The organism is Streptomyces cynarae (assembly GCF_025642135.1).
In the GTDB taxonomy this organism is placed as follows: domain Bacteria; phylum Actinomycetota; class Actinomycetes; order Streptomycetales; family Streptomycetaceae; genus Streptomyces; species Streptomyces cynarae.
The window spans coordinates 4,542,959-4,563,564 of record NZ_CP106793.1 but is presented as its reverse complement, the minus strand read 5'-3'; the positions used below and the strand labels follow the sequence as shown (position 1 = coordinate 4,563,564).

Annotated in this window: 12 protein-coding genes, 2 tRNA genes and 2 pseudogenes; 7 read left to right on the top strand and 9 right to left on the bottom strand. The window is 71.2% G+C overall.

From position 1 onward, the window contains the following. Positions 1-230 precede the first annotated feature (230 nt). Positions 231-919 (top strand): annotated as a pseudogene (locus N8I84_RS20910) (DUF5324 family protein). A 411-nt stretch (positions 920-1,330) separates the two neighbouring features. Here the strand turns inward: N8I84_RS20910 and N8I84_RS20905 are convergent. Beyond that, positions 1,331-1,403 (bottom strand) — tRNA-Ala (locus N8I84_RS20905). 180 nt (positions 1,404-1,583) lie between these two features. Here N8I84_RS20905 and N8I84_RS20900 point away from each other — a divergent pair. Further along, positions 1,584-2,132, top strand: coding sequence for a helix-turn-helix domain-containing protein (locus N8I84_RS20900; RefSeq protein WP_263230919.1), 549 nt, complete (start codon positions 1,584-1,586; stop codon positions 2,130-2,132). Positions 2,133-2,219: 87 nt separating this feature from the next. Continuing rightward, a complete protein-coding gene (locus tag N8I84_RS20895; protein WP_263230918.1) occupies positions 2,220-3,911 on the top strand; it encodes a serine/threonine-protein kinase in 1,692 nt (563 codons plus the stop codon). A gap of 7 nt (positions 3,912-3,918) precedes the next feature. On the opposite strand, the gene N8I84_RS20890 is transcribed toward N8I84_RS20895, so the two are convergent. Together N8I84_RS20890 and N8I84_RS20885 are read right to left on the bottom strand one after the other, a co-directional pair. After that, entirely contained in the window at positions 3,919-5,316 is a 1,398-nt protein-coding gene (locus N8I84_RS20890; protein WP_263230917.1) for a hypothetical protein, read from the bottom strand. 265 nt (positions 5,317-5,581) lie between these two features. After that, entirely contained in the window at positions 5,582-5,710 is a 129-nt protein-coding gene (locus N8I84_RS20885; RefSeq protein WP_003999697.1) for a DLW-39 family protein, read from the bottom strand. Between the two features lie 349 nt (positions 5,711-6,059). Between N8I84_RS20885 and N8I84_RS20880 the strand changes: the two genes are divergently transcribed. The 3 genes from N8I84_RS20880 to N8I84_RS20870 all read left to right on the top strand — a co-directional run bounded on the left by N8I84_RS20880 (position 6,060) and on the right by N8I84_RS20870 (position 8,155). Beyond that, on the top strand, positions 6,060-6,431 hold the full coding sequence (locus N8I84_RS20880) for a DUF6344 domain-containing protein (protein ID WP_263230916.1): 372 nt from the start codon (positions 6,060-6,062) through the stop codon (positions 6,429-6,431). 327 nt (positions 6,432-6,758) lie between these two features. Next, positions 6,759-7,379 carry a UTRA domain-containing protein gene (locus tag N8I84_RS20875; protein WP_263234838.1) on the top strand — a complete coding sequence of 207 codons (621 nt, stop codon included), beginning with the start codon at positions 6,759-6,761 and terminating at the stop codon, positions 7,377-7,379. A gap of 8 nt (positions 7,380-7,387) precedes the next feature. Then, positions 7,388-8,155, top strand: coding sequence for a glycosyltransferase family 2 protein (locus N8I84_RS20870; protein ID WP_263230915.1), 768 nt, complete (start codon positions 7,388-7,390; stop codon positions 8,153-8,155). Positions 8,156-8,742: 587 nt separating this feature from the next. Here N8I84_RS20870 and N8I84_RS20865 read toward each other — a convergent pair. Further along, positions 8,743-9,666 (bottom strand): FkbM family methyltransferase, encoded by a 924-nt coding sequence (locus tag N8I84_RS20865; protein ID WP_263230914.1) that lies wholly within the window; start codon positions 9,664-9,666, stop codon positions 8,743-8,745. Between the two features lie 131 nt (positions 9,667-9,797). Further along, positions 9,798-10,223: a hypothetical protein gene (locus N8I84_RS20860; RefSeq protein ID WP_263230913.1), complete on the bottom strand. Its 426-nt coding sequence runs from the start codon at positions 10,221-10,223 to the stop codon at positions 9,798-9,800. 539 nt (positions 10,224-10,762) lie between these two features. Here N8I84_RS20860 and N8I84_RS20855 point away from each other — a divergent pair. Further along, positions 10,763-14,766 (top strand): annotated as a pseudogene (locus N8I84_RS20855) (nSTAND1 domain-containing NTPase). 299 nt (positions 14,767-15,065) lie between these two features. Here N8I84_RS20855 and N8I84_RS20850 read toward each other — a convergent pair. From N8I84_RS20850 to gyrA, 4 genes are all read right to left on the bottom strand, one after another. After that, positions 15,066-16,496: a YVTN family beta-propeller repeat protein gene (locus tag N8I84_RS20850; RefSeq protein ID WP_390898928.1), complete on the bottom strand. Its 1,431-nt coding sequence runs from the start codon at positions 16,494-16,496 to the stop codon at positions 15,066-15,068. A gap of 543 nt (positions 16,497-17,039) precedes the next feature. Further along, positions 17,040-17,116 (bottom strand) — tRNA-Ile (locus N8I84_RS20845). Positions 17,117-17,240: 124 nt separating this feature from the next. Next, a complete protein-coding gene (locus tag N8I84_RS20840) occupies positions 17,241-17,951 on the bottom strand; it encodes a DUF3566 domain-containing protein (protein ID WP_263230912.1) in 711 nt (236 codons plus the stop codon). An 18-nt stretch (positions 17,952-17,969) separates the two neighbouring features. Then, positions 17,970-20,564: a DNA gyrase subunit A gene (gene gyrA / locus N8I84_RS20835; RefSeq protein WP_263230911.1), complete on the bottom strand. Its 2,595-nt coding sequence runs from the start codon at positions 20,562-20,564 to the stop codon at positions 17,970-17,972. Between the last annotated feature and the right edge of the window lie 42 nt (positions 20,565-20,606).

Here is a 20,606-nt window from a genome sequence, read left to right as displayed (position 1 = left end):
GCATTGTCGGGGACAAGCTCCTGTTACTCCGTATTCATCCGCTCTTGCACGTGATCGGCTGATGCGCGTGATCGTCTCTCGTCGTCCGCCCGGGCACGGACCGCAATCGTCCGCTTGGGACCTCATGACCCGGATGCCGTTCCTCGCATGCCCGGGTGCTGTTCGACAGGCATGATCCGTAAAAGGCTGGAAAGTCGAATTACCGTACGCCACCGAGGAGGAGGAACCCCGTGACCCGCATCGACAGCGTGCGCGCCGCGACCGGTTCGGCGAAGGACAGCGTGCTGCATGCCGCGGAAGTGGTGGCGCCCTACGCCGACACGGCCAAGGACAAGGCAGCGCACTACGCACATGAGGCGCGTGTCCGTCTCGCGCCCAAGGTGTCGCAGGCCGCCGAGCAGGCCCGCGTCCAGTACGACGCCCATCTCGCCCCGCGTCTGGAACAGGCCCGCGCCCATGTGCCGCCGGCAGTGGACCAGGCCGCGACCCGCACCCGCAAGGCGGCCCGCCAGGCGGCCGACTACTCCCGTCCGAAGATCGAGCAGGCCGTAGCCGCGGCCGGCCCGGTGCGGGAGGAGGCGGCGGCCCGCGGGGCGGCGGCGCTGGCCGCGCTGCGCGGTCAGATCTCGCCGCGGCAGATCGAGAAGCTGGTGCGCCGGCAGCGGCGGCGGGCCAGGGCCGCCGCGTGGCGAAGGGTCTGGCCCTGCTGGGCCTCGCGGCGGGCGGCGCCTTCGCCGCCTGGAAGTGGTGGGACAAGCAGGCGAACCCCGACTGGCTGGTCGAGCCGCCTGCCGCGACCGAGGTCCCGCAGAGCGAGCGGCTGTCGTCGGTGGACGGCAGCGGTCCCAGCGTGCTGGACCCGGAGGTGGAGGCGAAGCAGGCCGAGGAGGACTCCACGGACGGCGACGACCGCCGCTGAGTCAGCCTGGTCGGCTGTGGGCTGCCATCACACCGTGGGGCAGGGGAAGGTGAGGGTTCCCCTGCCCCACGGCGCTGTTTCACGTGGAACGAGGGCGGGCGTTCACGTCTCATCTCCGTGATGACGTTTGCAACGCTTCTGGTGTGCACGTTCCGTGGAGACTTCGCTCACTCGGAGCACATTCACGATTACGCACGCCGGGGCCCACCAGGTGGTACCAGGACTGCTAACGCGCCCCGGTGGAGGGCCGGTGGCCGCCGGACCCCAGGAGGGAGACCGCGAGGAGCCCGGCCTTCGCCGGCTGTTCACGCTATGGATCGCAACGGCTGCAAATTCCGCGTGTGACCGGAGTCACGGCACACGCAAAAACCGGTCGATCGCCACGACGCGGCGATCGACCGGTTTCGAGTGTGGAGCCTAGGGGAGTCGAACCCCTGACATCTGCCATGCAAAGACAGCGCTCTACCAACTGAGCTAAGGCCCCGAGGAGAGACGTCCGGGCGGTGGAACACGGACCGCCGGGCGCTGCGGACCAGCGTACCGGGTCCTGGCCGGTATCTCACAAAAAGATGGGGGGTCCCCGTGGACAACCACTCTCCGTAAGATGCTCGTCGTGGTTCGCTACAGCGAACCGCGGTTTTTGGGGCAGCGATGGGGAGACGCAATGGACGCCGCACAGCAGGAAGCCACCGCAAGAGCGCGGGAGCTGCAGCGGAACTGGTACGGGGAGCCGTTGGGGGCGCTCTTCCGTAGACTCATCGAGGATCTCGGGCTCAACCAGGCCCGGCTCGCGGGGGTTCTCGGACTGTCCGCCCCGATGCTGTCGCAGCTGATGAGCGGTCAGCGGGCCAAGATCGGCAACCCGGCGGTGGTCCAGCGGGTGCAGCTGCTGCAGGATCTGGCGGCGCAGGTGTCGGACGGCAGTGTCAGCGCCGCCGAGGCGACCGAGCGCATGGAGGAGATCAAGAAGTCCCAGGGGGGCTCGGTGCTGAGCAACACCACACAGACGACGAACAGTTCGGGTGCGCCCACGGTGAAGCGGGTGGTCCGTGAGATCCAGTCGCTGCTGCGCTCGGTGGCGGCGGCCGGGGACATCATCGAGGCGGCGGACACCCTCGCCCCGAGCCACCCGGAACTGGCAGAGTTCCTCCGGGTGTACGGCGCCGGCCGCACCTCCGACGCGGTCGCCCACTACCAGTCCCACCAGAACTGAGCCGACGCCTTTGCCGCCGGGGACTCTCGCGCCGGGGGGTGCACGGGGGTCCTCGTCGCCGTCCGGGAGGGGGAGCGACGCACGACCATGGGTGAGGTCTTCGCCGGGCGGTACGAACTGGTCGATCCCATCGGGCGCGGGGGAGTCGGTGCGGTCTGGCGCGCCTGGGACCACCGGCGACGCCGTTATGTGGCCGCGAAGGTGCTGCAGCAGAGCGACGCCCACTCCCTGCTGAGGTTCGTGCGCGAGCAGGCGCTGCGCATCGACCACCCCCATGTTCTGGCACCCGCGAGCTGGGCCGCGGACGACGACAAGGTGCTGTTCACCATGGACCTGGTCGCCGGCGGCTCGCTCGTCCACCTCGTCGGGGACTACGGGCCGCTGCCCCCGGTGTTCGTCTGCACCCTGCTGGACCAGCTGTTGTCCGGGCTCGCGGCCGTGCACGCGGAGGGGGTCGTGCACCGGGACATCAAGCCCGCCAACATCCTTCTGGAGGCCACCGGCACGGCCCGGCCCCGGCTGCGGCTGTCGGACTTCGGCATCGCCATGCGGCTGGGTGAGCCGCGGCTGACGGAGACCGACTACGTGGTGGGCACGCCTGGTTATCTCGCTCCGGAGCAACTGCTGGGCGCGGAACCCGACTTCCCGGCCGACCTGTTCGCCGTGGGACTGGTCGCCCTGTATCTGCTGCAGGGTGCCAAGCCCGACGCCAAGGCGCTGGTCGAGTACTTCACGGCCAACGGGACGCCGGGGGCGCCACAGGGAGTGCCCGGGCCGCTGTGGGAGGTCGTCGCGAACCTGGTGCAGCCGGATCCGGCCGCGCGGTTCCGTACGGCGACCGGGGCGCGCAAGGCGCTTGCCACGGCCGTGGAGCTGCTGCCGGAGCCGGGGCCCGACGTGGAGCAGGTGGAGATCTTCGACCAACTCGGGCCCCTTCCGGCGGGGTTCGGGCCCGACGGGCCGGTGCGCGCGGGGGCGGGTGGTGCGGCCGGTGGGGTGTCGACGGACGGGGTGTCTGCGCACCGGGTGTCGGCGGACCGGGTGTCGGCATCATGGCCGGCGACCGGTTCGATACCGCCGCGGCCGACCACGGCGCCCCCGACGACCGGTGCGGGGACGGCCGGTGCCGGGCCCGGGGTTTCGGGCACCGCAACGCCCGGACCGCCTCCCTCTGCCGTACGGCCGGTGGCCGCTCCCCTCGTCGTACCGCCCAGACCCACCGTGGATCCGACACCGTCGCCCTGTCCTGCACCTCCGGCCGCCTCGGAACCGATGTCCGACACCACGTGGACGTCCGACACCACGTGGACGTCCGGCCCCACCCCGGCGTCCGGCCCCACTCCGACTTCCGACCCCACCCCGACGTCCGACCCGGCGCCGCCTCCGCGGCCGTCCGCCATGTCGGACACCGGGAGTTTCCATCTGCCGCCGCCGCTGCCGTTGCCGCACAAAGCGGTCCCCGTGGTGCCACGGCCGCCCGCCCGGCCGCCGTCACCGCCCACGGCGGCCGTGGCCCCGGCCCACGCCCCGCACCACGACCCCACCCGGGTGCCCTCCGCCACGGCACCCGCGGCAACCCCGGCGGTCGCCGTACAGCAACACCTCCAGGCCCACGGCGTCCCGTCCCCGCACGCTCCCACGCAGCCGCAGCGGGTCGCCCGGCACGGCAGGCGAGAGGCCACCCGGCGCCACGGCCCGCCCGCGAAGGTCGCCGTGCCGGTCCTGCTCCTCGCGCTGCTGTGCTACGCGGTCGGATTCTGGGCGTTGCTGCGGATCTGAGCGGCGGTCACGCGGCCCATCGGCTGCGCGCCCGCCGCCGGGCGGCGGCCGTCCACACCGCGAGCACCAGGACCAGGGCGGTCCCGGTGCCGATCCCGCCCACCGCGACCGCCGTCATCGTGCGGGAATCGCGGTACCCGCCGGCCGCGGCCGTTCTCTCTCCCCCGCCGGCTCCAGGCGTCCCCACCGCGGCTTCCTCCCGGTCGGCCGCCGTCACCCGGAACACATCGCGCGGCGCGGACCACCCTGCGTACGCCGGAGGGGACGTCGCTGTCCCGCTCACCCGCACGCGCAGCGTCAGTCCGAACGGGCCGTTCCCGAACCGCTGTGCCACGGGTGCGCCGAGGTGCACGGCGAGGTAGTACCAGCCCGCGAACCGCATTCCGCTCGTGCGCTCGCCGGCGGCGTGGCGGTTGGCGTAGGCGACGGGCGGCAGCGGGGTGAGGGCCGCCGAGGTCTGGGCACCGCTGTACCCGGTGGTGGCGTCGTCGACGTGGCCGCGGACGGGGTTGTACAGCGCCATGGCCAAAGCGGTGCCGACGTAGCCGTCGCCAGGAGAGCCGCCGGAGGAGCTGCCCAGCTCGGCGGTGGCGGAAAGCTGCCGGCCCCAGTCGACGGGCACCTTGTAGAAGAGCGTCTGCCCCGGCCGGATCGCGTCACGCCAGACGCCCTGGCCGAGAGCGCTCGCCGTGGCGAAGCCGGCCCCGCCCGCGCGCCGGACGGGGTCGCCCAGCAGGGCGTCGGGGGTCGCGGAGTTCCAGGCGCCGGGCGGTGTGGTGGTCGTGGCGTCCGGCTGCCGCAGGGAGGGTTCGGAGACGTAGTCCAGCTCCAGGTCCCACGCGCCGGTCGCGGACCCGGACAGGTCGCGCCGTTCGACGACCGCGTAGTACACCCCGGCGTCCTTGCACCCGTAGCTGCCGGGTCCGGTCTCGCGGGCGGCCCATGCGGCGACGGGGTGCGGGCTCTGGGTGGGGCCGAAGTGTGTGGTGCCGGAGGAGCAGGGGGTGCCGTCGGCGTCCTGGACGGAGACGCGCAGGCCGTCGGAGGCGGAGACCTGGGCGCCGGCCCGGGGGACGGCGGTCGCGGAGACGTAGGCGTCGGTGGTGGCGTCGAGGTCCAGGCGGTAGTAGAGCTTGCCGGCCGCGGGGAGGGTGCTCCGGTACGTGTGTCCGGGATCAAGACGTGTGGCGTCGGTGGTGCCGGTGGCGCCCTGGACCGTTCCGGCGTCGGACGCGAAGGCGTACGGAGCAGGCGTGGCGTCTGCCGCCGGGGCGGCCTGGGCGGCTCGCGCGGGGAGCGCCGGGGTGACACCGAGCGCGGCCGTTGTGCACAGGGCCACCACCGCGTGCGCCTGCGTGAGTCTGCGCCCCCGCGCTCCGTGCCGCGCTTCCGTGCGCCACCACATCCCGCGCCCCCTCTGGCCGTATGCCGCCACGGACCGGACCGCCCCGGACCGGACCGGGCCGTCGCCCATCCTGCCCCGCCGGCCACAGGGGCATCAGCGCATCACCGAGGAGCGGCCGAAATGCTCACCCCTGGCAACGGCGCTTGCGGCGGCATTCGATCCCTTGACGGGCAGGAGCGCATCGGGGAGTCCCTGCCAGAAAGCAACACAAAACCCCGACCGCGTCGGCGGCCGGGGTCTGCTCTGAACTGCTGTCTGTCTGAACTCACGAACCCGTGGGCACGGAGTCAGTCGCCTCCGTCCACAGATCCTGCTCGGCGCGATCCGCCTGGATCTGGCGGTACACGAGGAGCCCGCCGATGGCGGCCAGTGCGACCAGGAGAAGCTTCTTCACCGCGCGACCTCGTCTTTCCTTGACGTAGGGGACCTCTGGCGCCCGACTATACACACCGATCGATATCGATCGGTGACCTGAGCCGACGCTCAACTCCGGCCCGGCACAGCACAGTACGACCGGACCTCACCGCTGACGATCCGCGGGTGAGCGGACCTCACGGTGTGTGACGTCCACCGCCTTCCACCACTGATTTCCGGCCCTTTTCGGCCTTGTGCGACCCCGTGCACCCATCCGGGTGGTGTTCATCCGAAGATCGACGCGGCACGGGCGTCGGTCCACCACTTCGGAGCCCTCATACACATCATGAGGAAAGTACGCAAATCGCCCAACCCGAAAGTGAGGGGTCATGGCCCGGAACAAGGTCATGAAGCTGTGGACCGCCGTCGTCACCGCCTTCCTGGCGCTGTTCGCCGCGCTCGGATTCGCCACCACGAACGCCACCACGGCGGCTGCCGCATCGGTACCACAGCCGCAGTCGGCGCGCACCTCCGGCCCGCAGGTGACGCTGCCGTGGCCGGCGCACGGATACCGGGCCCTCGCCCACTCCCTGCCCCCCACGATGAAGCAGCGCATCAGGGCCGAGGCCCACGGCTCCTCCCCCTCCTGCCGCCACCGTCCCTCCACGGCCACCGCCGGCACGCCCCTCACCCACCACGCCCTTCGCTCCCACGCCGTACCACGACCCTTCGAGGAGCCGACCGTGCTGCTGCGCAGCTGACGGATCCGCGGACGACGTTCAGACAGAAACGCTCAGGGACCGAAACACTCAGGGATCCAAAGACTCAGGGACCCGAAGAGACCCAGGGACCCACCGAGGCGACTTGCGTACACGCCGACGGCAGACGACCCGGCACCTGCTCCCAGGTGCCGGGCAGTCTGCCGTGTGCTCGTCTTCCGGCACCGGCGCCTCGGCCTGCGCAGCCCATGCCCCTTCCCGAGTCGTCAGGAGCTCTTGAGGAGTCCTAGGCTGGCCTGGAGGGCCCCCGACGGATCGGTGAGAGCACCAGTGCCCAAGGCGTACGAGCTGATCGCGGACGACCGGCTGATGGACGGACGGCACGGCCACGGAACCCGCGTACGGCGTCAGCGGACCCCCGTGGTGCGCCACAACGGGCGGCACCAGTGGGAGAAGGACCGCGCCCGGCAGTCGCTGGCCACGCGGGCGCGGACCGGGGCGACGGAGCACGACACCGGGCTCCCGTCGCACCACCTCGTGTTCGAGGCGAGGTACCGCGAGACGGAGGCGCCCAAGGACCTGGCGAACGCGTTCGGCGTCCCGGACGGCACGGTCCTGCTGGAGCGCACGTACCGGACGCGCTGCGCGGCCGAGACCGCCCCGTTCAGCCTGGTGACCTCCTACCTCGTCCGTGACGTGGTCGCGGGGAATCCGGACCTGCTGGACGACTCCAACGAGCCCTGGCCCGGCGGCACACAGAACCAGCTCCGCACGGTCGGCATCGAGGTCGACCGCATCGAGGAGCGCTTCACCGCCCGTCCGCCGACGCCCGAAGAGGTGCAGGAGCTGGAACTTCCGCCGGGGACGCCGGTGATCCTGCTCCGCAAGACCTCGTACGACACCGGCGGCCGCGTCGTGGACATCACCGACGTCACACTGCCCGGCGACCGCACGGAGCTGGTCTTCGTCACTCCCCTGGAAAGGTGGTGAGCGCAGCCGTGAGCGTGCGCCTCATCGTCGTCACCGCTGTCCACGCCCCGTCGGCCCGGTTCCTGCCGGAGGCGTACAAGTCCCTGGGCGAACAGTGGCTTCCGGAGGGCTGGGAGTGGCACTGGGTGATCCAGGAGGACGGGGAGACGGACGACGTCCGCCCGTACGTCCCGGACGACGAGCGCGTGACCTTCCGTCAGGGCCGGCCCGGTGGACCCGGTGTCGCCCGCACGATGGCCCTGGCGCACACCGACGGCGCGTACGTGAAGGTGCTGGACGCGGACGACCAGCTCCCGCCGGGCACCCTGGCCCGCGACCTGGCCGTCCTCGAAGCGGACCCCACCCTCGGCTGGACCACGTCCCGCGCGCTGGACCTCCTCCCGGACGGCTCGACGGCCGGCTTCCCCGGCGATCCGGCGGACGGGCCGGTCGAGCGCGGCGCGGTCCTCGACTTCTGGAAGGCGAACGGCTTCTGCGCCCAGGTCCACCCGGCGACGCTCTGTGTCCGGCGCGACCTCCTGATGGCGCTCGGGGGCTGGATGGCGCTGCCGGCGTCCGAGGACACGGGACTGCTGCTCGCGCTGAACGCCGTGAGCCGGGGCTGGTTCTCCCGGGAGGTGGGGCTGCTGTACCGGAAGTGGCAGGGGCAGGCCACGGGCCAGGCATCGCATGTCGATCCCGCCGAGCGGGAGCGGCGTATGGCGGTGGTGGAGGCAAGGGCCAGGGCGTTGGCGTCCTCCGGCTGGCGGTACCCGAGCCCCGGAAGCACGACCTGACGACGGACCCCTGGCGCCCGAAAGCACGACCTGACCGCGGACCCCGTATATCCGGAAGCACCGTCTGACCCAGGTCCCGCGTGCCCGGAAGCACCGCCGGGTCCCAGGTCCCGCGTGCCCCGAAGCACCGCCGGGTCCCAGGCCCGCGTGCCCCGAAGCACCGCCGGGTCCCAGGTCCCGTGTGCCCCGAAGCACCGCCGGGGCCCAGGTCCCGTGTGCCCCGAAGCACCGCCGGGTCCCAGGCCCGTGTGCCCCGAAGCACCGCCGGGGCCCAGGCCCGTGTGCCCGGAAGCACCGCCGGGGCCCAGGTCCCGCGTGCCCGGAAGCACCGCCGGGGCCCAGGTCCCGCGTGCCCCGAAGCACCGCCGGGTCCCAGGCCCGTGTGCCCCGAAGCACCGCCGGGGCCCAGGCCCCGCGTGCCCCGAAGCACCGCCGGGTCCCAGGCCCCGCGTGGCCCGAAGCACCGCCGCCCGCGTGCCCGCCACCACCATCCGGCCCCAAGGGCCGGATGCCCGGAAGCACCACTTGGCCGCACTCCCGCTGCCGGGACGCGTCGCGTCGCGACGCGCCGCGCCGCGACGCGCGCGTCAGGGCAGGGTCTCGGCGTCCACCCGGGAGAAGACCACATCGGTCTCTTCGACCACCGGACCCCGCAGGCGGACCGCCACCCCGGGCGTCCCGCTCAGCGCGCGCGGGTAGCTCTCGGCCGCGTAGTCGTTGGCCAACCGGTAGGCGTGGAAGCCGGCATCGGACATAATGCGCATCAAGTCCTCGGCACGGTCGCCGAGTCGGGCCATCCGCTCGGGGGTCACCTCCACGGTGATCTCCGCGTCCGGCCGGAGCTTGTCCAGCACGGGCGCCAGACCGCGGACGACTCCGCCCTCCGCCCCCTCCACATCTATCTTGATCACACGGGCGTTCGCGATCTCCTCCGGATCGAGCAGCTCCGGCAGCGGCAGGGCGTCGATCTCGAAGGTGGACTCGGCCGGCCCGTCGTACGGGACGATGCTGTTCGCGCCCATGTTGCGCGAGCTGGCGAGCACGAAGGTCAGTGTGGTGGGCGCGTCGGAGACCGCGGCGTTCACGGCCCGGATGTTCCGGCACCCGTTCAGCCGGGCCTGCTGCACCAGACGGCGGTGGAACGCCGGGGAGGCCTCGATCGCCACGACCCGTCCCTGGTCTCCGACGAGCCGTGAGGCCAGCACGCTGAAGACGCCGATGTTGGCCCCGACGTCGATGAAGCCGTCTCCCGGCTTCAGCCGGCGCTGGATCCAGCCGGTCATGTGCGGCTCCCACACCCCGAAGAGATACAGGTACCGCTGGATCAGGTCCTGGGTGTCGACCGCGAACCGCGCACCGAAGCGGGTCTCGACGACCCGTCGGCGGGGGTGGTCCCGCAGATGCGGGTTCAGGAACCGGGCGGCCACAAGCGCCTTGCCGAACGAGCCCGGAGCGTCCCGTACGTACCGGCGGCCCAGGGTGACCAGGGCCTCCGCGACGGTACTGCTCATCCGGTCCGCCTCTCTCTCCGTCCGCACAGAGGCAACCGTAGCGCTCCGCGCGCGAGGCGGTGCCGGACGGAGGGCCCTGGGGCCTGGGGCGTCGGGGCTTCCGCAGGGCGTCGTGCGCCCGGCGGGAGTCGTCAGACGGACGCCCCTTGGCCTCCGGCAGCGGCGAGCCAGTGGGCGACGCGACGCACCGTGGGCTCGTCGAGCCGCTCCACCAACTCCCGGAGGACCGCCGTGTCCTCCTGCGTGAGGTCGTACAGCCCTGCCTTGCTCAGGCCGGCCATCAGGACCTGGTGGCGGCGGTCGGCCATGCGTTCGGCGAGCTTGCCCGGCTCCGCGCTGCTCCGGGCGGGGCGCGGAAGCGGTGCCGTGGCGGTCGTGCCCCCCGGCGCGTCGAACAGATGCCAGGCGCCGTCCTTCGGGCCCCACAGCGCGACCGTCACGTCGTCTCCGCGCGCCCGCACCGTCTGGGTCATCTCACCGACCGCGTACAGCACGGCGGAGCGGTGGGGCGACTCCGCCGCCACCCGCCAGGAGGCCGTGGTCGGCTGGTGGTACATCGCCACCCACCGTGGGGTGCCCGGCGGCCGGGGACTTGGCGGAAATGTCTGCACTGCACCCACCCCTTCGGAAACGGTACGGCAGGGCAGACCATAACTGACGGACCGTCAGCTATCCAGGGGTGTGCGGTGTCGTGCTGTGGCGTACGGTGGCGGGGACGGCGACCCGGGACACTCGGGTGGTATCGGGGGGGCGTTTCTCCGCGCCCCACCGTCCGGCACCGGTCCCTCCCCTCGTGGAGACCGGTGCCGAACCGGGTGGTGGCGTCGAGCCGAGCCGTACCGGCACGGTCGAGGAAAGGCGGGGCGCGTCGCGGACGTGCCTGCGTCGCGGACGTGCGGCAGTGCACGTCGTCTCGCCGAGCGCCGATCCGGTGGCCTGTCCGGGCACCGCGCGGTCGGTTAGCTCCCGCGCCGTGGATCCTGCCAGTTGATGCCGTCAGCGAGGAGATTCCGGTACGGCCCGGGCGACTTAACCGCAGGTCAGCCGTATAAGGTGAGTTTTCCGGTCCGGACGTCAGGTGCGGTGGAAGTAAGGGGTGGGGACCTTGAGTTCCGACTCGGGAGCACGCACGGCCTTCGCGGAACGTCTCGCCCTGCTGTACAAGGAGGCCGGCAACCCTCCGCTCAAACGCGTGGCGGAGGCGGTCGTCCGGCTTCAGCGGGTCGACGAACGAGGGCGCCCCGTGCGGGTGTCCGCACAGCGGATCAGCGACTGGCGGCGGGCCAGGAACGTGCCCGCCCAGTTCGCCGCCCTCGCGGCGGTGCTGCACGTCCTGATCCCCGAAGCACGGCGCTCACGGCCCGCACCGGTGTCCACCGGCCTGTACGACCTCGCCCAGTGGCAGCGCCTGTGGGAGCGCGCGGTGGCCGACCCGGTCGGCGACCGCCCCCCGGCGACCGAGGAGGAGACGGACGACGAGGAGCGTTCCTCCGCCGACGCCCCGGCCGTCCCCGGTGGCGTGTGCCCGTACCGGGGGCTGGCTCCCTACCGCCGGGAGGACGCCCGGTGGTTCTTCGGCCGGGAGCGGTGGACGGCCGCCCTCGTCGGCCAGCTCGAGGCGGCCGAGCGGACCGGCGGCCTGGTCATGCTCGTGGGCGCCTCGGGAGCGGGGAAGTCCTCCCTGCTGAACGCCGGCCTGGTGCCCGCCCTGCGCGGCGGCAGGGACGTGCTGCAACTCGTACCGGGCGGCGCCCCCCTCGCGGAGCTGACCCGTCGGATCCCCGAACTCGCCCCCGTCCTGTCCGCCGAAAAGGAAGCGGAGGCCGACGAGCCCGGCACCGGGCGCTTCGAGCACGCGGTGCGGGAGGCCGTCGCGGCCTGGGCGCGGCGCGAGACGTCCCGCGCCACTCGCCCGGTCGTCATCGTGGACCAGTTCGAGGAGGCGTTCACCCTCTGCTCGGACGAGGCCGACCGGCGCACGTTCGTCCGGCTCCTGCACGCCGCGTGCTCGCCCGCCGCCGCCGGTGACATCGCCCCCGTACTTGTGGTCCTCGGCATACGCGCCGACTTCTACGAGCAGTGCCTCGGACATCCCGAACTGGCCGACGCGCTCCAGCACCGGCACATGGTGCTGGGGCCGCTGACCACCGCGGAGCTGCGCGAAGCGGTGTCGCGTCCGGCCAGGGCCGTGGGGCTCGAACTCGAACCGGGACTGGCGGAGCTGATCGTCCGGGAGGTCAGCGTCGACGGCCCGCGCGGGGCGCACGACGCGGGCGTGCTGCCCCTGCTCTCGCACGCTCTGCTCGCCACCTGGCAGCGACGCAAGGCGGGCCGGCTGACGCTGGCCGGCTACCGCGCGGCGGCGGGATCCAGGGAGCGGTGGCGGCGACGGCCGAGCGGGCCTGGTCCGGTCTCGATCCGGCGGCCCGCACGGCCGCGCGCCTGCTCCTGCTCAGGCTGGTCCGGCTGGGCGAGGACACCCAGGCCACCCGCAGGCGGGGGACCCGGCGGCAACTGGCTGATGAGTCGACGGACCCCGGCAAGACGGAGGAGTCGCTCGAAGCGTTGGTTCGCGCCCGGCTGGTGACGCTGGACGCGGAGACCGTGGAGATCACCCATGAGGCGCTGCTCCACGCCTGGCCGCGCCTGCGCGACTGGATCGACGAGGACAGGAACGGGAACCTGCTGCGGCAGCGGCTGGAGGAGGACGGCAGGGCCTGGGAGGACTCCCGCCGCGACAGCGCGCTGCTGTACCGGGGTTCTCGGCTGGAGCAGGCTCATGCCTGGGCGAAGTCCTCGGGTGACACCTTCCTCACCCGCAGCGCGGTGGAGTTCCTGGCCGCTTCGGTCCGACTGCGCAAGCGCACCGTCCGGCTCCGGCGGGGAGCCGTGGCGGCGCTGGTCGTCCTGGCGCTGCTGGCGGTCGGCTCGTCGGTGGTCGCGTGGCAGCAGCGGGACGACGCGGTGTTCGAGCAGGTGGTCGCCGAAGCGGACCGGGTGCAGTCCACGGATCCGTCGCTGTCCGCCCAGATCGACGTCGTGGCCCACCGCCTGCGACCGGACGACGAGGGCACCAACAGCCGCTTGATCTCCATCGTGAACGCGCCGCTGGCCACGCCGCTGCTCGGCCACACCGGCGCCGTCTACCTGACCTCGTTCAGCCCGGACCGGCAGACCCTGGCCACCGCCAGCTACGACCGGACCGTCCGGCTGTGGGACGTCTCGGACCCGGCGCGCCCACGCCCCCTGGGCAAGCCCCTCAGGGGTCACACGAGCTGGGTGAGCAGCGCGGTGTTCAGCCCGGACGGCCGCACCCTGGCCAGCGCCGGGGACGACGGCACGATACGGCTGTGGGACGTCACCGACCCCCGACACCCGCGCTCCCTGGGCGAGCCCCTGAACGGCCACGACGGCACGATCTTCCTGGCCGCCTTCAGCCCGGACGGGCACACGCTGGCCACCGCCGACGAGGATCACACCGTACGGCTGTGGAAGGTCACCGACCCCCGGCATCCGGTCTCGCTCACCAGGCTGACCGGCCACACCGACGCCGTAAGGTCCATCGCGTTCAGCCCCGACGGGAAGACACTGGCGTCCGGTGGCGACGACACCACGGTCCGGCTCTGGGACGTCACCGACCCGCGGAACCCGCACTCCCTCGGCGCGCCCCTGACCGGCCACACCCATACCGTGCACTCCGTGGCCTTCAGCCCGGACGGCAGGACCCTCGCCAGCGGCAGCGCGGACGACACCGTCCGCCTGTGGAACGTCACCGACCTGCGGAACCCCCGCTCCCTCGGCGAGCCCCTGACCGGCCACACCGGCCCGGTGTGGTCCGTGGCCTTCAGTCCGGACGGGTCCCTGATCGCCGCGGCCAGCGCGGACAGCACGGCGACCCTGTGGAACGTCAGCAACCCGGCCTACCCGTCGCAGGTCGGCGAACCGCTCGCGGGCAGCAGCGGCGAGATGTACGCCCTCGGCTTCAGCCCCGACGGGCACACCCTCGCCACCGGCAGCGGCGACAGCAAGGTACGGCTGTGGTCGATACGGCGGTCTGACATGATCGGCCGGATCGGCGCGTTCAGCCCGGACGGGAAGGTCCTCGCGACCGCCGCGGGCGACAGCAGGATCCGGCTGTGGAACGTGACGGACCCCGAGCGGCCCGTGGCACTGGGCAAGCCCTTCACGACCGGGGAGCGCGACCTGCGGTCAATGGTGTTCTCACCCGACGGCCGCACCCTCGCCGTCCTGACCGGGACCGGCAACACGGTCCAGCTGTGGAACGTCGCCGATCCCGCCCGTCCGGTCTCCTACGGCCCGCCCGTCCCGCTGCGGACCCGGTACGCGGGCGCCGACGCGCTGGCGCTCAGCCCCGACGGGCACACACTGGCCGTCGACTACGACGACCGCACCATCCAGCTGCTGGACATCACCGACCCGTCCCGCCCACGCCGCCTCGGCAAGCCCCTCACCGGCCACACCGGCTACGTCAACGCCCTCGCCTACAGCCCCGACGGCCACACCCTCGCAAGCGGCAGCGCCGACGGGACCGTGCGGCTGTGGAACGTCACCGACCCCCGGCGCCCGCGATCGCTCGGCTCGCCGCTCACCGGGCATCTGGGCCCGATCAACACGCTCGCCTACAGCCCGGACGGCCACACACTGGCCAGCGGCAGCGACGACGACACGGTCCGGCTGTGGAACGTCACCGACCCGCTCCACACCACCCGGCTGGGCAACGCCCTCACCGGCCACACCGAGGCGGTCGTGTCACTGACGTTCAGCCCGGACGGGCACCGGCTGGCCAGCGGTGGCAACGACAACACCGTGCGGCTGTGGAACGTCACCGACCCGGACAAGGCCTCCCCCATCGGCCAGTCGATGAGCCCCAACGCCAAGACCGGCAACTTCCTCTCCTTCAGCCCCGCCAGTCACCTGCTCGGGGTGTCGAGCGGCGCGGACACCGTCCGGCTGTGGAACCTGGACGTCGACCAGGCCGTCCGCCGCATCTGCTCGACCACGCGGGGCGTTCTGACGCCGGAGAAATGGCAGGAGTACCTGCCCCGCCTCTCGTACGACCCCCCGTGCGGTCGACAGTGATCCGGATCACAACCCCGGGTCGCCGTCGCACAGTCGCCCCCCGCCGCACAAATGACCTTGTTACCCTTGGCCATAGCCCGATCGCCGGTGCATCCCCCGTCGCCGGCGGTCGGGCCTTTCCATGCCCCGGCACGGCTCCCGCCGGCCGAAAGGCGGACACCGCCGACCATGCCTGCGAAAGGCACAGGCCGCCCGGACGACGCTTCCATCCGTAGACGCCAAAGACCCCCGGCCCTGGTGGACCGGGGGTCTTCTCGCTGGTGGCTGGAACCGCAGGAAGGGGGCTTCCTGAGTGTGGGTTACTTCTTCTTGCCTTGGGCCTCGTCGTACCCCGGCTCGTGGTGGCCCGGCTCGTGGTGGCCCGGCTCGTGGTGATCCGGCTTGTGATGGTCGGGGTCGATGGTGGTGGGGTCGGTGGCGGTGTGGGTGGTGGTGTCGCCGCCTCCGGTGACGGTGACGGTGTTGGTGACCGTGCCGGTGGCGGTGCGGGCGACGCGGACCCTCAGGGTGATGGCCGGGTAGGTGCTCCCGACGGCCAGCACGTCACTGCGGGTGCAGGTGAGGGTGGACAGGGTGCAGCGCCATCCGCGGCCTGCGATGCTGAGGGCGGTGAGCCCTGCCGGGACGGTGTCATGCACGGTGACCGTGGTGCCGTCGGTTGCGGTGGTTCCGTTGTTGCCGACGGTGATGGTGTAGGTGCCCACTCGGCCTGGGATGAAGTCCCCGGTGTGGCTCTTGGCGATGGTCAAGGAGGGCCCCGGGCTCGGGGCGATCGCGATACCGAGCGGGTTGGCACCGACACCGACGGTGGCGGTGACCGTGTTGCTGGCCGTATCGATCACCGACACGTTGCTCGCGTCCGTGTTGGTGACGTAAACGCGCGTGCCGTCCCGGGTGATCGCAACTCCCCGCGGGCCGGTGAAACCGGTGATCGTGGCGATGACCGTGTTCGTGGCGGTATCGATCACCGACACATTGCTCGAACCCCCCGAGTTGGCGACGTAGGCGCGCGTGCCGTCCGGGGTGAACGCCACCCCTCGCGGGCTGGCGCCGACGCCAATGGTGGCGATGACCGTGTTGCTGGCCGTATCGATCACCGACACAGTGCCCGTGCCCGAGTTGGTGACGTAGGCGCGCGTGCCGTTCGGGCTGACCGCCACCCCATCCGGCTGGGAGCCGACACCGACATTGATGGTGGCGATGACCATGTTCGTGGCGGTATCGATCACCGACACCGTGTCCGAGAGGAAGTTGGTGACGTAGGCGTGCGCGCCGTCCGGGGTGAACGCCACACTCCGCGGGGCGGAGCCGACGGGGATGGTGGCGGTGATCGTGTTGGTGGCGGTATCGATCACCGACACAGTGCCCGTGCCCGAGAACCCGTTGGTGACGTAGGCGCGCGTGCCGTCCGGGCTGACCGCCACGCCCCTCGGACTGGTGAAGCCGGTGATGGTGGCGATGACCGTGTTCGTGGCCGTATCGATCACCGACACAGTGCCCGAGATCGAGTTGGTGACGTAGGCGTGCTTACCGTCCGGGGTGACCGCGACACCCCACGGACTGGAGCCGACGGGGATGGTGGCGATGACCGTGTTGGTGGCCGTGTCAATGGCCGACACATCGTTCGAGCCCAAGTTGGCGACGTAGGCGTTCGGGCCTGGCGCAGCCCAGGCCGGAGACGGGACGACGGCCGGCAAGGCCAACCCCGCCAAGATGGCCAGCCCCGCCATGCAGACCCGCACCCACGCCCACGGCCACGGCCGAATCCCGCTCTTCTCGGGCTCCGGCCCACGATACGCGCCGCTCTGTCTTCTCTCGCGCCTGATCACCGGCACCTCCCTCGCACGTTGGTGTGGCTTGCCATCGGCTGCACCGATGGACCGAAAGCAAGCAGCTGTCACTCACTGTGATCGCGCGCCAGCTTATGCGTGGATGGGTTATTTGATGCGATATGACACGATGTCACCGGCTGGCTTGCGGCGAGTGCCGCCCACGGGTCAAGAGCGCAGGACCTACCTGCACATTGCCCTGCAACGTCGGCGGAACGACTTTGGCCAGGAGCTGCTTCGGCGCGAGTGATCACGGTCCCGTAAGCTTCCGGCGCGTCGGGCAGTCTGTGGGCCTGCCCGCCAAGCACGACGTTGGGGCCATGATCTTCGAGGCTCGCGCCAAAGTGGCTGTGCTCGCCGAGCTGCTGGAAGATCTACTCATCGGCTGATGTCAGCCGTAGATGTCAAAGACCCCCAACCATGATCGGTTGGGGGTCTTCTCGCTGGTGGGGCTAACAGGATTTGAACCTGTGGCCTCATCCTTATCAGGGATGCGCTCTAACCAACTGAGCTATAGCCCCGCCGCGCTCTGCGGTGTGTCTCCCGCGCGCTGACCCCTGAAGATTAGCGCACCAGGTGGGAAGTCCCAAAATCGATACCCGGCGGGCGGGCTCCCGGGCCTCCGCGAGAGCGCGAGGGCGGTGTCTACTCGTCCTCCGCCAGCGTCAGTTCGATGCCGCCCACGAAGCCGGCCGACAGGTTGTAGATGAAGGCGCCGAGCGTCGCGAGGGCCGTCGCCAGGACGACGTCGATGACCGCGATGATCGTGGTGAACGTCAGGACGTGCGGCAGGGACAGGAACGATTGCAGGTCGAAGCCGTTCGACTCGTTCGAGCCGGTGGCCTCCGAGATCGTGCCGCCGACCGTGGAGAAGACGCCCATCGCGTCCATGACCATCCACAGCACCGCGGAGGCCACGATCGTGCAGATGCCGAGCGCGATGGAGAGCAGGAAGCTGACCTTCATCACCGACCACGGGTCTGCCTTGGCCACGCGCAGGCGTGCCTTGCGGGTGCGGGGCATCGTGCCCGCCCCGGTGCGGGGGCGGCGTACGGCACCGGCGGGAGCCTGGGTCTGGTAGGCCTGCGGCGGGTGATAGGGGCCCGCGGGCTGCTGCTGCCGACGCTCTCCGGGCAGCGGGGACGCCCCCGGCTGTGCGCCGGGGGCGGGCTGCGCGGCGCCGGCGGTCGAGCCGGATCCGGGCTTCTGCTGCGGGTCGGGCGAGGGCGAGTCGGTCGCGGGCGGCTTGATCGCCTTCAGATTCGTCGTGTGCGGATCTGTCGCTTCCGCGGCGGAGCCACGGCCGCCGCCGTCCGTGTCCATACCGGTCGATCCGGCGCCCGTGGCTCCGCTCACGCTGACTCACTCCTCGTGCTACTCGGCCGAGGGCGCCTCACCCTCGTCCGTGCCGGTGGTCGCGGCACCTTCCGCGGTCTCGTCCACGGCCACGTCGCCGTCGACTTCCTCCGCCTCGCGTCCCGCCTCGGCGTTACGAGCGATACCGACCACGGCATCGCGCTTGCCCAGGTTGATCAGTTGGACGCCCATGGTGTCACGGCCCGTCTCCCTGATCTCATTGACCCGCGTACGGATCACACCGCCGGACAGTGTGATGGCGAGGATCTCGTCGGTCTCCTCGACCACCAGCGCGCCGACGAGCGAGCCGCGGTCCTCCACGATCTTGGCGGCCTTGATACCGAGGCCGCCGCGACCCTGGACGCGGTACTCGTCGACGGCGGTCCGCTTCGCGTACCCACCGTCGGTGGCAGTGAACACGAACGTACCGGGTCGAACAACATTCATCGAGAGCAGTTCGTCGCCCTCACGGAAACTCATGCCCTTGACACCCGAGGTGGCGCGGCCCATCGGGCGCAGGGACTCGTCGGTCGCCGTGAACCGGATCGACTGTGCCTTCTTGCTGATCAGAAGCAGATCATCATCGGGCGAGACCAGTTCGGCTCCGATCAGTTCGTCGTCGGAACCGTCCGCCGTCTCACGGAGGTTGATCGCGATGACACCGCCGGAACGGGGCGAATCGTAATCCTTCAGAGGCGTCTTCTTGACCAGGCCGCCCTTGGTGGCGAGCACCAGGTACGGCGCGGCCTCGTAGTCGCGGATCGCGAGGATCTCGGCGATCGCCTCGTCCGGCTGGAAGGCCAGCAGGTTGGCCACGTGCTGGCCGCGCGCGTCCCGGCCGGCGTCGGGCAGCTCGTAGGCCTTGGCACGGTAGACGCGGCCCTTGTTGGTGAAGAACAGCAGCCAGTGGTGCGTGGTCGACACGAAGAAGTGGTCGACGATGTCGTCTTCCTTGAGCTTCGTGCCGCGCACGCCCTTGCCGCCGCGCTTCTGGGCGCGGTAGTCGTCGGTCTTGGTGCGCTTGATGTAGCCGCCGCGGGTGACCGTGACGACGATGTCCTCCTCGGCGATCAGGTCCTCGATGGACATGTCGCCCTCGTACGGGATCAGCTTGGTCTGCCGGTCGTCGCCGTACTTCTCGACGATCGCGGCCAGTTCCTCGCTGACGATCCCGCGCTGGCGGACCGGGGAGGCGAGGATCTCGTTGTACTGGTTGATCTTCGCCTGGAGTTCGTCGTGCTCCTGGACGATCTTCTGACGCTCCAGGGCGGCCAGGCGCCGCAGCTGCATCTCGAGGATGGCGTTGGCCTGGATGTCGTCGATCTCGAGCAGGCCCATCAGGCCCTCACGCGCGATCTCGACGGTCTGGCTGGCCCGGATCAGGGCGATGACCTCGTCGATGGCGTCCAGGGCCTTCAGCAGGCCGCGCAGGATGTGCGCACGCTCCTCGGCCTTGCGCAGCCGGAATCGCGTACGGCGGACGATGACCTCGATCTGGTGCGTCACCCAGTGGCGGATGAACGCGTCCAGCGACAGCGTGCGCGGCACGCCGTCGACGAGCGCCAGCATGTTGGCGCCGAAGTTCGTCTGCAGGTCGGTGTGCTTGTACAGGTTGTTCAGGACGACCTTGGCGACCGCGTCGCGCTTCAGCACGATGACCAGGCGCTGGCCGGTGCGGGACGACGTCTCGTCGCGGACGTCCGCGATACCGCCGATCCTGCCGTCCTTCACCAGGTCGGCGATCTTCTGAGCGAGGTTGTCCGGGTTGACCTGGTAGGGCAGCTCGGTGACCACCAGGCACTGGCGGTTCTGGATCTCCTCGACCTCGACGACCGCGCGCATGGTGATCGAGCCGCGGCCGGTGCGGTAGGCCTCCTCGATGCCCTTGCGGCCCACGACGAGCGCGCCGGTCGGGAAGTCGGGGCCCTTGATGCGCTCCATGAGCGCGTCCAGCAGTTCCTCGTGGGAGGCCTCGGGGTTCTCCAGGTACCACTGGGCACCCGCCGCGACCTCACGCAGGTTGTGCGGCGGGATGTTGGTCGCCATGCCGACCGCGATACCGGCCGATCCGTTGATCAGCAGGTTCGGGAAGCGTGACGGAAGGACCGTCGGCTCCTGGGAGCGGCCGTCGTAGTTGTCCGTGAAGTCGACGGTCTCCTCGTCGATGTCACGGACCATCTCCATGGACAGCGGCGCCATCTTGCACTCGGTGTAGCGCATCGCCGCCGCCGGGTCATTGCCCGGGGAGCCGAAGTTGCCGTTGGAGTCCACCAGCGGCATCCGCATCGACCACGGCTGCGCGAGGCGGACCAGCGCGTCGTAGATCGAGGAGTCGCCGTGCGGGTGGTAGTTGCCCATGACGTCGCCGACGACGCGGGCGCACTTGTAGAAGCCGCGCTCGGGCCGGTAGCCGCCGTCGTACATCGCGTACAGGACGCGGCGGTGCACGGGCTTGAGACCGTCCCGCACGTCGGGCAGCGCGCGCGAGACGATGACGGACATCGCGTAGTCGAGGTACGAGCGCTGCATCTCCGTCTCGAGCCCGACGGGCTCGACGCGCAGGCCGCTCTCGCCGCCCTCTTCAGGCGTCACAGGCATGTTCTCGTCGGTCATTGCTGGTGAGGATCCTTCCTGGTGCGGTCAGCTGAGACCGAC

Bases quoted from the DNA above. Each gene is read 5' to 3' on its own strand.
- N8I84_RS20900 (WP_263230919.1), top strand. From the start codon at position 1,584: ATGGACGCCGCACAGCAGGAAGCCACCGCAAGAGCGCGGGAGCTGCAG.
- N8I84_RS20895 (WP_263230918.1), top strand. From the start codon at position 2,220: ATGGGTGAGGTCTTCGCCGGGCGGTACGAACTGGTCGATCCCATCGGG.
- N8I84_RS20890 (WP_263230917.1), bottom strand. From the start codon at position 5,316: ATGTGGTGGCGCACGGAAGCGCGGCACGGAGCGCGGGGGCGCAGACTC.
- N8I84_RS20880 (WP_263230916.1), top strand. From the start codon at position 6,060: ATGGCCCGGAACAAGGTCATGAAGCTGTGGACCGCCGTCGTCACCGCC.
- N8I84_RS20875 (WP_263234838.1), top strand. From the start codon at position 6,759: ATGGACGGACGGCACGGCCACGGAACCCGCGTACGGCGTCAGCGGACC.
- N8I84_RS20865 (WP_263230914.1), bottom strand. From the start codon at position 9,666: ATGAGCAGTACCGTCGCGGAGGCCCTGGTCACCCTGGGCCGCCGGTAC.
- N8I84_RS20860 (WP_263230913.1), bottom strand. From the start codon at position 10,223: ATGTACCACCAGCCGACCACGGCCTCCTGGCGGGTGGCGGCGGAGTCG.
- N8I84_RS20850 (WP_390898928.1), bottom strand. From the start codon at position 16,496: ATGGCGGGGCTGGCCATCTTGGCGGGGTTGGCCTTGCCGGCCGTCGTC.
- gyrA (WP_263230911.1), bottom strand. From the start codon at position 20,564: ATGACCGACGAGAACATGCCTGTGACGCCTGAAGAGGGCGGCGAGAGC.